General features: G+C 72.9%; 10 protein-coding genes and 1 pseudogene. 9 read left to right on the plus strand and 2 right to left on the minus strand.

From position 1 onward, the window contains the following. The first annotated feature begins 5 nt into the window (after nt 1–5). Genes sufC through C7M71_RS23585 form a run of 4 tightly spaced genes read left to right on the plus strand, consistent with a single transcriptional unit; the run spans nt 6 to nt 2938 of the window. Nucleotides 6–770 (plus strand): Fe-S cluster assembly ATPase SufC, encoded by a 765-nt coding sequence (gene sufC / locus C7M71_RS23570; protein WP_111490301.1) that lies wholly within the window; start codon nt 6–8, stop codon nt 768–770. A gap of 29 nt (nt 771–799) precedes the next feature. Next, nucleotides 800–2053, plus strand: coding sequence for a cysteine desulfurase (locus C7M71_RS23575; protein WP_111490306.1), 1254 nt, complete (start codon nt 800–802; stop codon nt 2051–2053). Nucleotides 2054–2074: 21 nt separating this feature from the next. Then, nucleotides 2075–2518 (plus strand): Fe-S cluster assembly sulfur transfer protein SufU, encoded by a 444-nt coding sequence (sufU, locus tag C7M71_RS23580; RefSeq protein ID WP_111490302.1) that lies wholly within the window; start codon nt 2075–2077, stop codon nt 2516–2518. Between the two features lie 18 nt (nt 2519–2536). Then, nucleotides 2537–2938, plus strand: a complete 402-nt coding sequence (locus C7M71_RS23585; protein ID WP_111490303.1) for a metal-sulfur cluster assembly factor — start codon at nt 2537–2539, stop codon at nt 2936–2938. A 105-nt stretch (nt 2939–3043) separates the two neighbouring features. Here C7M71_RS23585 and C7M71_RS23590 read toward each other — a convergent pair whose 3' ends face one another. Beyond that, nucleotides 3044–4330 carry an MFS transporter gene (locus C7M71_RS23590; RefSeq protein ID WP_162824339.1) on the minus strand — a complete coding sequence of 429 codons (1287 nt, stop codon included), beginning with the start codon at nt 4328–4330 and terminating at the stop codon, nt 3044–3046. Between the two features lie 560 nt (nt 4331–4890). Here C7M71_RS23590 and C7M71_RS23595 point away from each other — a divergent pair. Together C7M71_RS23595 and C7M71_RS23600 are read left to right on the plus strand one after the other, a co-directional pair. Then, nucleotides 4891–6324, plus strand: coding sequence for an alkaline phosphatase family protein (locus tag C7M71_RS23595; protein ID WP_111490630.1), 1434 nt, complete (start codon nt 4891–4893; stop codon nt 6322–6324). 164 nt (nt 6325–6488) lie between these two features. After that, entirely contained in the window at nt 6489–8195 is a 1707-nt protein-coding gene (locus C7M71_RS23600) for a hypothetical protein (RefSeq protein ID WP_229758873.1), read from the plus strand. Nucleotides 8196–8392: 197 nt separating this feature from the next. On the opposite strand, the gene C7M71_RS23605 is transcribed toward C7M71_RS23600, so the two are convergent. Beyond that, nucleotides 8393–8821: a VOC family protein gene (locus C7M71_RS23605; protein ID WP_111490631.1), complete on the minus strand. Its 429-nt coding sequence runs from the start codon at nt 8819–8821 to the stop codon at nt 8393–8395. A gap of 261 nt (nt 8822–9082) precedes the next feature. Here C7M71_RS23605 and C7M71_RS23610 point away from each other — a divergent pair, with 261 nt between their 5' ends. From C7M71_RS23610 to C7M71_RS32985, 3 genes and pseudogenes are all read left to right on the plus strand, one after another. Beyond that, on the plus strand, nt 9083–10132 hold the full coding sequence (locus C7M71_RS23610; RefSeq protein ID WP_111490632.1) for a hypothetical protein: 1050 nt from the start codon (nt 9083–9085) through the stop codon (nt 10130–10132). A 562-nt stretch (nt 10133–10694) separates the two neighbouring features. Continuing rightward, complete coding sequence (locus tag C7M71_RS23615; RefSeq protein ID WP_265737702.1) at nt 10695–11840, plus strand: DUF4190 domain-containing protein; 1146 nt, start codon at nt 10695–10697, stop codon at nt 11838–11840. Nucleotides 11841–12221: 381 nt separating this feature from the next. Continuing rightward, nucleotides 12222–12312, plus strand: a pseudogene (locus C7M71_RS32985) (hypothetical protein); the annotation flags it as partial. Between the last annotated feature and the right edge of the window lie 12 nt (nt 12313–12324).

The following is a 12324-nucleotide window of genomic DNA, read 5'->3' on the forward strand; positions in this document are numbered from 1 at the left end:
TCCCCATGGCCACGCTTGAAATCCGCGACCTGCACGTCTCCGTCGAGGCCGAGAACGGCCCCCGCGAGATCCTGCGCGGTGTCGACCTCACCGTGAAGCAGGGCGAGACCCACGCCATCATGGGCCCCAACGGCTCCGGCAAGTCCACCCTGGCCTACTCCCTCGCCGGCCACCCCAAGTACACCGTCACCGGTGGCTCGGTGACGCTGGACGGCGAGGACGTCCTCGCCATGTCGGTGGACGAGCGCGCCCGCGCCGGAGTCTTCCTCGCCATGCAGTACCCGGTCGAGGTGCCCGGCGTCTCGGTCTCCAACTTCCTGCGCACCGCCGCCACCGCCATCCGCGGCGAGGCCCCCAAGCTGCGCACCTGGGTGAAGGAGGTCAAGGAGGCCATGGCGGCGCTCCAGATGGACCCCGCCTTCGCCGAGCGCAATGTCAACGAGGGCTTCTCCGGCGGTGAGAAGAAGCGCCACGAGATCCTTCAGCTGGAGCTGCTCAAGCCGCGCATCGCGATCCTGGACGAGACCGACTCCGGTCTGGACGTCGACGCGCTGCGGGTCGTCTCCGAGGGCATCAACCGGGTCCGCGAGGGCGGCGAGGTGGGCACCCTGCTGGTCACCCACTACACGCGCATCCTGCGCTACATCAAGCCCGACTACGTCCATGTCTTCGCCAACGGCCGCATCGTCGAGTCCGGCGGCGCCGAGCTGGCCGACAAGCTGGAGGACGAGGGCTACGAGGCATATGTGAAGGGGGGCGCTTCCGAGTGACCACTCGCTCCGGCTCGGCGCACCATGGGCTGACCGGCCTGCTCGACACCGACGCGATCCGCAAGGACTTCCCGGTCCTCCAGCGCCTGCTGCACGACGGACAGCCGCTGGTCTACCTGGACAACGCGGCGACCTCGCAGAAGCCGCAGCAGGTGCTCGATGCGCTGAACACCTACTACGAGCAGCACAACGCCAACGTCCACCGCGGCATCCACGTCCTCGCCGAGGAGGCCACGGCGCTGTACGAGGGCGCCCGCGACAAGGTCGCGGCGTTCATCAACGCGCCGAGCCGGGACGAGGTGATCTTCACCAAGAACGCCTCGGAGTCCCTCAACCTGGTGGCCAACATGCTCGGCTGGGCCGAGGAGCCCTACCGGGTGGACCACGAGGCCGAGGTCGTCATCACGGAGATGGAGCACCACTCCAACATCGTCCCGTGGCAGCTGCTGTCGCAGCGCACCGGAGCGAAGCTGAAGTGGTTCGGCCTCACCGACGACGGCCGACTGGACCTCTCGGACATCGACCGACTGATCACCGAGAAGACCAAGGTGGTCTCCTTCACCCTGGTCTCCAACATCCTCGGCACGATCAACCCGGTGGAGGCCATCGTCCGCCGCGCCCAGGACGTCGGCGCGATGGTGGTGGTCGACGCCTCGCAGGCCGCCCCGCACATGGTGCTGGACGTCCAGGCGCTCGGCGCCGACTTCGTCGCCTTCACCGGCCACAAGATGCTCGGCCCGACCGGCATCGGGGTGCTCTGGGGCCGCCATGAGCTGCTGGAGGACCTGCCGCCCTTCCTCGGCGGCGGCGAGATGATCGAGACCGTCTCGATGTCCTCCTCCACCTATGCGCCGGCGCCGCACAAGTTCGAGGCCGGTACCCCGCCGATCGCCCAGGCGATCGGCCTCGGCGCCGCCATCGACTACCTCGGTGCCATCGGCATGGACGCCATCGCCGCGCATGAGCACGCCCTCACCGGCTATGCCGTGGAGCGGCTGCTGGAGGTGCCCGACCTGCGGATCATCGGCCCGCGTACGGCCGAGTCCCGGGGCGCCGCGATCTCCTTCACGCTCGGCGACATCCACCCGCACGACGTGGGGCAGGTACTGGACGAGCAGGGCATCGCCGTCCGGGTCGGCCACCACTGCGCGCGGCCGGTCTGCCTGCGGTACGGAATTCCTGCGACCACGCGGGCGTCGTTCTACCTGTACTCGACGCCGGCCGAGGTCGATGCCCTGATCAAGGGGCTGCACCAGGTGCGCAGCTTCTTCGGTGAGGGCTGACGGGTAGGAGGACCCGCAACCGTGAAGCTCGATTCCATGTACCAGGAGATCATCCTGGACCACTACCGCCACCCCCACGGCAAGGGGCTGCGGGAGGGCGACGCCGAGGTGCACCACGTCAACCCGACGTGCGGCGACGAGATCACCCTGCGGGTGAAGCTCGACGGGCCGGTGGTCACCGATGTGTCGTACGAGTCGCAGGGCTGTTCCATCAGCCAGGCCAGCGCCTCGGTCCTGAACGATCTGCTGGTCGGCAAGAGCATCGGCGACGCCCAGAAGGTCCAGGAGGCGTTTCTGGAGCTGATGCAGAGCAAGGGCCAGTCCGACGGCGACGAGGACCTGCTGGAGGACGCGGTGGCGTTCGCCGGTGTCTCCAAGTACCCCGCCCGGGTCAAGTGCGCCCTGCTGAGCTGGATGGCCTGGAAGGACGCCACCGCCCAGGCCCTGGCCCAGCACCCCGAGTAGTCCGAAGGAGGACGCACCATGAGCGATACCGAGTCCACCTCGGTGGCGGCCTCCCCGGCCGCCGGCACCGAGGAGACCACCCCGACCGGCATCGTCGGCACCACCGCCGGCACCGTCTCGGTGGAGGACCTGACCGAGGCCCTGATGGACGTCGTCGACCCCGAGCTGGGCATCGACGTGGTCAACCTGGGTCTGATCTACGGCGTCCACATCGACGAGTCCGATGTGGCCACCATCGACATGACCCTGACGTCGGCGGCCTGCCCGCTCACCGACGTCATCGAGGACCAGGCGCGCAGCGCCACCGACGGCCTTGTCCAGGATCTGCGGATCAACTGGGTCTGGATGCCGCCGTGGGGTCCCGACAAGATCACCGACGATGGCCGCGAGCAGCTTCGCGCGCTCGGCTTCAACGTCTGATCGGCACCGCCCTTACACCGCTGCCGTGCAGCCCCGCATCGGGGTCGCACGGCAGCGGCGTCTTCTGCGGTGTCTTCTGCGGAGGGGGCTTCTCCGGCGGGGGCTTCAGCGGCGGCGCAGCGCTGCGCCGGCCAGCGCCAGGCAGGCCGCGCAGGCCACGGCGGCGAAGCCGCTGAAGGCCGGCAGCAGGCCGACCCGCTGGGCGACGGCGCCCACCACCACGATCGGCAGTGCGCTGCCCAGGTAGACGATCACCCAGAAGGCGCTCAGCTGGCTGCCCCGGCGCTCCGCGTCCATCGCGGCGCAGGCGGCCGTGAAGAGGGTCCGGAAGGCCAGCCCCTGGCAGGCGCCGCCCAGCACGCTGCCCGCGATCAGCAGCGCGGGCGCATGGATGTACCCCGCCGCCACCACCGCCCCCAGCCCGACCGCCAGGCCCGCCATGCCCAGCACCGGCACCAGCCGGCCGGCCACCGTCGGCGCGATCAGCTGGGTGGCGGCCGAGGCGCCCAGCAGCAGCGCGGCCACCGCCGCACCGGTCATCCGGGAGTCGGTGTGCAGCAGCGCCGCGCTGTACCCGGGCGCCAGGCTCAGATAGACGCCGAAGACCGCATAGCTGACAAAGCCGGTGCAGGCTGCGAGCAGGAAGTCCCGCCGCCCGGCGGACGGCAGGCCCAGCGCCCGGGGCCGCAGCACGGCCCGGCCCGCCCGCCGCCGGGTGACGCTCGGCTGGTGCCCGGGGCTGCGCGGGTGCAGCAGCGCCAGCGGTACGCAGAGCGCCAGCAGCGCCACCGCATGCACCAGGAACGGCACCTGCACCGGCTGCCCGCCCCTGGCCAGCGCCGCGCCGATCAGCGGACCGGACGCCACACCCCCGGCCGAGGCGGCCAGGGTGAGCTTGGCGGCCAGCGCCGGGCGGTCGGGCAGCAGGTCGGTGAGCGCCGCCCCGGCAGCGCCGGTGGCCATGCCCACCGCGATGCCCTGTACGGCGCGGCCCGCCGCCAGCTGGGCGAAGCCGTCGGCGGAGGCGAAGAGGGCGTCCCCGGCGGCGGAGAGCGCCACCGCGGGCAGCAGCAGCGCCCGGCGGCCCAGGTGGTCGGACCAGTGGCCGACCGCCGCCAGTACGGGCACCAGCGCAAAGACATACACCGTGAAGAGCACGGTGGTGTCCAGCGGGGTCAGCGCGAGCCGCCGCTGGATCAGCGGATAGAGCGGAGTGGCCAGGTTGGCGCCGGTGAGCAGGGCCAGCAGTACGGCGGCCGACAGGCCGACGCGGATGCCGCGCAGCGCGTTCCAGCGGCTCACCGCCGAGAGGCGCAGCACATCGCGCGGGGCGAGTTCGCGGGGCAGCAGGGATTCGGTCAGCCGGGTCTCGGCCGACCTGAGGTCCACCACGGTCGTGGGTCTCCTGTGGTACGAGGCCCCGAGGCCGGGTCGGCGGGGTGTGCCGACGCGCCCGCGCGGCGGCGCCGTGGGTGTGGGGCCGCCGTACGGGCATCCGGGCGGGGCCGGGTTGCGGGTTGCGGGTGGGGCTCCAGCCTCGCGCGGGCCGAGGGGCGCGGCGCCTGCGGCGGAGCGGCAGACGGGGGGCGGAGCACCGGAGCGGGCCCCTGCTGCCCGAGAGGGGGCGAGGGGAGGGTGCCGCACCGGGTCCGAGCGCCCGGAGGTGCGAATAGGGAGCAGCCCCGGATGCCTGACGCGGTGCGTACAGGACCGACCGAAGGATACGTCCTCGGGCGGTATCGGCCGAAAAGGGGGGTGGGGTCCGGTCGGCGGCCGTTGCCCCGTCCGGAGCAGTGACGTCCCCCGTGTCCCTGAAACCGCCCGTGCGTCGCCCGCCGCCTGCGCCGTCCGGCGGGGGGCGTCGGACAGAGTCGAGTCCGGCCCGTCCGGCCGTACCCCCCTCGACCGCTGCCGGCGACACCTCCCGGCACCCTGGTGGAAAGGCACGCCCCATGCCCGGGATGACCCGACGGAGACTGCTCGGCTCGGCAGCCGCGACGGCGGCCGGAACGGCGGCGGCACTGCTGCCCCCGAATGTGCGGCGGGCGGTGGCGGCCGGGAGCCGGCGCGGTTCGCTGAGCGATGTGGAGCATGTGGTCCTGCTGATGCAGGAGAATCGTTCCTTCGATCACTATTTCGGCACCCTCGCCGGGGTGCGCGGCTTCGGCGACCCCGACGCCGTGCGGCTGCGCGACGGCCGCGACGTCTTCCACCAGCCCGACCCGGTCAACCCCGACGGCTATCTGCTCCCCTTCCACCTCGACACCCACCGCACCAGCGCCCAGGCCATCCCCTCCACCAGCCACGCCTGGGACGTCCAGCACGAGTCCTGGAACTACGGCCGGATGGACCGCTGGGTACGCGCCCACCGCGCCGCCGACGGCGCCAAGGGCCCGTTCACCATGGGCTACTACACCCGTGACGACATCCCGTTCCACTACGCGCTGGCCGAGTCCTTCACCGTCTGCGACAACTACTTCTGCTCGGTGATGGGCCCGACCTGGCCCAACCGCCTCTACTGGATGAGCGGCACCATCGACCCCGGCGGCAGGCGCGGCGGCCCGGTGATCACCAACGCCGCGCCCACGCCCTACCGCTGGACCACCTACCCGGAGCGGCTCCAGGAGGCCGGGGTCAGCTGGCAGGTCTACCAGGAGGAGGACAACTACGGCTGCAACATGCTGGTCTCCTTCGAGAAGTTCCGCCGGGCCCGCCGCCGCGACCCGCTGCACCAGCGCGGCCTGACCGCCAGTCCGGCCGGGACCTTCGAGGACGACGCCCGCAACAACCGGCTGCCGACGGTCTCCTGGATCATCCCCACCAGCTACCAGTGCGAGCACCCCGACTACCTGCCCGCCGCCGGCGCCGACTACATCGCCTCCAAGATCGAGGCCATCGCGGCCAACCCCGAGGTCTGGGCCAAGACCGTCTTCATCCTGGTCTACGACGAGAACGACGGCCTCTTCGACCACGTCCCGCCGCCCGTGCCGCGCCCCGGCACGCCCGGCGAGGTGGTCGGCGGGCTGCCCATCGGCGCCGGCTTCCGGGTGCCCTGCATCATCGTCTCGCCCTGGACGGTCGGCGGCTGGGTGGCCCGCGAACCCTTCGACCACACCTCGCAGTTGCAGTTCCTGGAGCGGATCACCGGCGTCCGGGAGACCAACATCACCGCCTGGCGCCGGGCCGCCTTCGGCGACCTCACCTCCGCCTTCCAGTTCGCCGACGGACCGCGCCGACCGCCCCGGCTGCCGGACACCGAGGTGTACCTGGAGGCGGCCGAGGTCGGCGTGGAGAACCTGCCCAGACCGACCTTCCCGGACGGCCACCAGCACCCCCCGCGCCAGGAGCGCGGCCCGCTCCGCCGGATGCCGCCATGGCCGCTCTGACCGGTCCGACCGCCGCGCGGCACACCCCCGGCCCCGGCCGCCGGTGGCGGCCCGGCCCGGCGCGGGGCGGCTAGGCTGGCCTTGGAACCGGTACCCGTGCGCCCGCACCGGCGCCGGACGCACCCCACCCCTCACCCGTGCCAGTCCGAGGAGAACGTGCCACCATGGCCGGACGACGCCGCAACACCCCTGACAGCCCGTCGGCGACCGGCCCGGGCGCGGACCAGGGCGGAAAGCTCCCCGCCGACCTGGCTGTCGAGGAGCTGTACGGCACCTATCGCGCGGCCGGGCTCGACGACGAGGCCGACCCGGACGACACCCCCGTGATGGTCCCCCCGGTGCGGCTGCTGCCCGAGGCCGAACTCGCCGCCGCCGCGCTGCGGATCCCGCTGCTGGAGCGCGCCGTACGGCTCGCCCGCTGGATCGCGCCGTACCGCCCGGTCGACGAGTTCGGCGAGCCCGGCGCGGAGCTGGAGACCGAGGCCGCCGCGGCGCTCGGCCTGGCCCCGGCCGACGGTGGCCCGCGTGAGGAGGGCGGCGAGGACGAGGGCGGGAATGGCACGGGCGCGGTGATGCAGGCATGGTCGCTGGCGGTGGACCTGGAGCTGATCACCCTCGGCGAGGCCGCCCCCGGGGAGGGCGAGGGCCAGGTCGCCCGCCCCGGCCCGGAGTTGGAGGCCGTCGAGTCCGGTGACCCGGAGGCCGTCCTGGAGGCATGGCTGAGCGCCGCCGACGTGGTGATGGACACCGCCGTCGAGGCCGACGCGGCCTTCCCCGAGCCCGGCGAGCTGGCCGTCGGGGACGCCGACGAACTGGACGAGGAGTCCACGGCGTCCTCCCTGGAGGAGTTCGAGGCCGCCCGCGAGGAGGCGCAGGACCTCCTCGACCAGGCCCTCCAGGTGCTCTACGAGTCCACCGCCTTCGCCGAGGAGGGCGCCGAGACCGTGCCGCTGGGCGTGCTCGCCGCGCTGCTGGTCGTCCCGGACGGGCAGGACCCCACCGAGGAGATGCTCGGCGAGATCACCGCCGTGATGGTCGCCCTCGACCCGATGCTGGCCGACCTCGCGGAGATCGGCCTGGTGGAGTACCGCCCCATCGACCCGGACCTCTTCGAGGAGCCCGAGGACGGCGAGGGCGAGCTGGAGGCCCAGGCCGCCGCCGCGCCGGTCCACCCCGACACACCGGTCGACGACGAGGAGGCCGCGCGGTTCGGCCTGGTCAGGCTCACCCCGCTCGGCCAGTACGGCGTACGGCAGTGGCTGCTGGAGGAGGGCTTCGACGCGCCGCTGGTCGGCGAGTACGCCAAGGGCGACGCGGCCGCACTGCTGAGCGGCGTCTCCGAGGCCGTGAACGTACTGCCCGAGGAGGAGATCCGGGAGTGGGTGCACGGCCGGGAGCCGCTGCCCGCCGCCCGCGAACTGCTGGCCGCCGCCCGGGGCGGCGACGCCCTCGGCCCGGCCCGCCGGATGCTCTGCCAGCTGGCCCTCACCGAACTGGGCGCCGACGCCGAACCCGCCCTGCGCGAGGTCCTGGACGACCCCGAGCTGGGCGGCTTCTCCCGCGCCTGGCTGGTCCAGCGCGGCGCCACCGACGTACCCGAGCCGGGCCGCACCATGGCCCTCTGGACCACGGTGGACACCCTGGCCGCCCAGCTGATGGACCCCGACGTCGACGCCGAGCTGCTCGCCGAACTGGTCGGCGGCCTGCCGCTGGCGCCCGACCCGGCGGCCTTCCTGGCCGAGATGTGGCGCGTCGACCATGCGTACACGGCCGAGGTGCTGGAGGCGATCGGCCAGTTCCACGGGGACAAGCAGGTCGCCAAGGAGGCCCGCAAGGCCGCCTACAAGGCCCGCTCCCGCCGCCCGGCCTGAAGCCCGCCCCGGGGGACCGCCTCGGGACCGCCTCGCCGAGTCGCCCGACCCGGCGGCCTTCCTGGCCGAGAGGTGGCGCGTCGACCACGCGTACCCGGCTTCGAGGTGCCGGAGGCTCGACCGGCCCGCTCCCGCCGCCCGGCCTGAGCCCGCCTCGGGGGACCGCCTCGGGACCTCCTCGTGCTGGAGGCCCGGCGCTACCCCCGCTCGGGGTAGTGCCGGGCCTCCACCACATTCCCGTCCGGATCGCGGAAGTAGCAGGACCGCACGGCCGCACCACGCGCCCCGAAGGACCCCTCGGAGACGGCCGAGGCGGGTGTGCCATGGTCGGCCAGCCGCTTGCGCAGACCGTCGAAGCCGGCCGCGTCCATCGCCAGGCAGACATGGTTCACCGGGTGCCCCGCGCTGCCCGGGGCGTCCGCCAGCCGGTCCGCGCCCGCCGCGTTCCCCCGCGCCATCAGGTCCAGCAGCGCCCCCTCCGAGACCCGCACGCTCGGAAATGGGACCGCACCCGCCCGGAACTCCGCCACCCGCACCCCGGGCAGGCCCACCACCTCCTCGAAGAAGGCCAGCGACCGCAGCGGATCCTCGACCCACAGCACCACATGGTCCAGACTGAAGCCCATCCCCTGCCCCCTTCCCGCACGTCCGCACACGGGCTGTCCCGTACTCCCAGCATCGCCCCCCGGGCCGGTGCGGGGTGCGCCCATCGGCAAAAGGGGCGCTCACGGATTAGTACCAACGTATCGTGAGGGGCGGGGGTGCAACGGCGGACCGACGGAGGCAGGGGGCGCGGCGGCGTGCAGAGCGGCGGCAGGAACGGATCGGGGCCGGCCGGAGAGCGGCGCGGATGGCAGCGGCTCGCCGAGGAGGCTGAGAGAGCGCTGGTGTCCTGGCGGCGGGCGGGGCGGTTGCCGTATGCGCCGGGTGCCGACCTGCCGGGGCTGCGGGTGCTCGCCGAGTGGCACAGCGTCAATGGGAGGGTCGTCTCCTTCACCCTGCTCGCGGGTGAGCCACGCGACCCGGCGGGCCCGTTTGTCTCCGTACGCACCGCGCTGACCGGCGACGATCTGCGCGGCGAGGTACTGAGCGGCCTCGATGAGGTGATCGAGGACGAACGGGACCGCATCTTCGACCTCACCGGCCTGGACGAGGGCGACGGCCCGCGCCAGGTGCGCACCACCGAGCGGACACTGCTGGTCGACGGTGTGCCGGTGCCCGCCCGGGTACGGGTGGAGCGGCCCCGCGAGGGCGGCGGGGTGGTGCTCTGGGCGGCGCAGCTGACGCTCGGCAGCGAGCGCGCCCCGGTCGAGCTGACCGTGGTCGTACGGGGCCTGCCGGTGGGGGAGCCCGCCCTGGTCGCGACCGGTGACCTCGGCCCGTACCTGGCCGGGCGGGCGTGGCTGCTGGACGAGGTGACGAGCCGTCAGGCCCAGGCGGACGGCTCCGAGCCGCCGGTACCCGCCGTCCCGGTGGGGCTGGAGGCGCATCGGCGGCTGGCACTGGGCGCCATGGAGCGGTCTCGGATCCTGGCCGAGCAACTGAGCGCGGGCCGCGCACCGCGCACCCCGAGGCGGCTGCGCACCGAGGACGAGGGCGACCTCTGGGAGGAGGCGGTGCAGCAGCAGATGCGGCTCGCCTCGGAGAGCCGCCAGGAGGCCGACGAGGCCGTGACCTCCATGGTCACCCAGCTCGGCTGGCTGGCGGAGCGGGCCGACTGGGCGGTGGGCACCGAGGAGGGGCGGCAGGCGGTGGAGGAGACGGTCCGGTACACGGTCTTCGGCAGCGAGGTCCCCAGCCTGCGCGCCCATCGGGCCTGGCACGCCGTATGGAGCACCCGCCCATCCGGCCCGTCCCCCCGCGACCGCCACGAGACAGCCCTGCGCGAATGGCTCGCAGCCTGGGAAAGCTGGCGCCGCCGACGCCGCCACCACTGACCTGCCCCAGCCCGCCGGTCCCGGCCTCCTGGCGTCCGGCCGGTCCCCGGAAGGGGGGCCTGGCCGGACCACGGCGGCCCGGCCAGGCTGGGGTTGCGGGGGTCAGCCCAGGGAAGCGAAGCCGGTGAAGCCGCTGCCGACGTTGCTGCGTGTCCCGAATCCTGAGGTCGGTGAAGTCGTGGCCGCCGCCCAGCGAGGTCCCGTCGGCCTCCCGCTCCTGGGCCTGCTGGGTGCGGTGCGAGCGCAGTGAGGTGATGCAGGGGGTGGGGCGGGCGATGCGGCGTTCGGGCTGAGGGTCTTGGTCGGCAGGGTGGTCCGGCCGCAGGTGGTGGCTGGATCGGCGGCCGCCCCATGGTGCGGTCGCTGCCTGGGTGGACAACCAGGTGGATCAGAGCCTCGCAGGGTGGGGCCTGCCGTCAACGGCCGGTGGCACCGCATCAAGCACCACCCGGACCGCCGGAGGTGCCGAGGTGGTTCGAACAGGTGGGCGCAATTGCTGTGGAGCCGTTGTCGCCGGGCCGATAGGTTTCCGGGCGGAAGCCGGATGAGCCGTAGGGGAGCCATGTCTGCTGTCGCAGGTCAGAGTAGTGGGGGCGGTGAGGCGGTCACCGCCTCGTCAGGGGAAGGTGCCGTGCCTGGGGCGGCGTCAGATCGGGAACATTCGGCGGCTTTTGCGTCCTTTCTCCGGGGGCCGGTCGATGACGACTCGCTCGACCCCCCTCGGTGGAGCCGCCTGGCCATTGCCTCGCTGGTGCCCGGGGTCACGGGGTTCCTGTGGCCGGTGGGTGTGCTGCTGGGCGTCGTGGCTCTGGTGCGGATCAGGCGGACGGGGCGGAGGGGCCGTTGGCTCGCCGTCGCCGGCCTGGTGATGTGCCTGGTCTGGGCCGTCGGCGGGACGTCAGTGTTCGGGCCCTACGTCGGGAAGTCGGACGGCGACCGCGCCGGGACCGTCAGTGTCTTCGACCTCAAGGCCGGTGACTGTATGGCTCGACTGCCGCCGAAGAGCCAGGAGTCGGTCAGTGAGGTGGCGGTGGTGCCGTGCTCCCAGCTGCACCAGGGCGAGGTGTTCGCCTCTGCGGACCTGGGTGATGCGTTTTTCGGGAGCGAGTCGGAGGTCACGGAGCGGGCCGAGGAGGTCTGCTCCTCGCTGATCGGGGGCTATGTCATGGATGGCTGGGCGATCCCGGACTCGGTGAGCCTCGGCTACTTCTACCCGCACGGTCATTCCTTGACCAACGTCAAGCACCGGGACGCGACCTGCTTCTTTCGGGACGGGGGCACCGGTTGGAGGGGCACCCTGCGCCGGGATGCGACCAACCTGACGGCTGCCCAGATGCGCTATCTGAAATCGGTGAAGCCGGCCAACGACGCATGGGACGCCGAGCCGGAGTTGACCCCCGCCGAGAACCCCGCCGTCAACCGCGAGTGGGCAGGCACCCTGGCCAAGGGGATCGAGGCGGAGATCACACTGCTGGAAGAGCCCGGCTGGCCCGCCGCCGCACAACCGGCGGTCACCGCGCTGATCGCGGATCTCAGGTCCGCTGTTCCCCACCTGAAGGCGGCCCATGAGTCCACGGACAACCGGACTCTTCAGCGGGAGCTTGCGCTCGCGGATGAGCACACGGGCCACCGGCAGGCGATGAAGGCGCGGGCAGCGCTCGGCCTCGCCTCGGACCAGGGACACCCGACGGTCACGGGCGGCGTCTGATCAGCCGCTTCGGGGCCGGGCCCGGAACCGGGCCCGGCCACCAAGCGGCGAGGCGGGACGGCGACGCCGTCACAGCCCGAGCCGCTCCAGCAGATCGTCGAGCAGGGTCTCGACCGTGAAGTCCTCCTGCCGAAGATGCTGAGCAAGGCGCTGTAGGCAGTGTCAAGACAGGCCCGGCCGTAGCGTCCGATCAGCAGCGGTTCGGCGGTGTTCAAGGCGAGGGTGAGCAGGCCGCACAGGTGCAACAGCCGGGTACCGGCCCGCAGCTCCGCCTTGGACACGCGCAGGGCGAGGAAGCGTAGTGCGACCAGCGCCCGACGACGGACAGGTCCACCATGGGGGCGATCAGCGGCGCGATCGGGCGAGGAACATCGAGCTGCAGTGCAGATCGAACACCTCGGCGGCTGCACCGAACCCGTACGCCTGCCCGGCCACACCGCCACCGTCGACGCCACGACCGGCAAGGTGCTGTGCTCCTACGCCT

The sequence above is a fragment of the Peterkaempfera bronchialis genome (assembly GCF_003258605.2).
Lineage (GTDB): Bacteria > Actinomycetota > Actinomycetes > Streptomycetales > Streptomycetaceae > Peterkaempfera > Peterkaempfera bronchialis.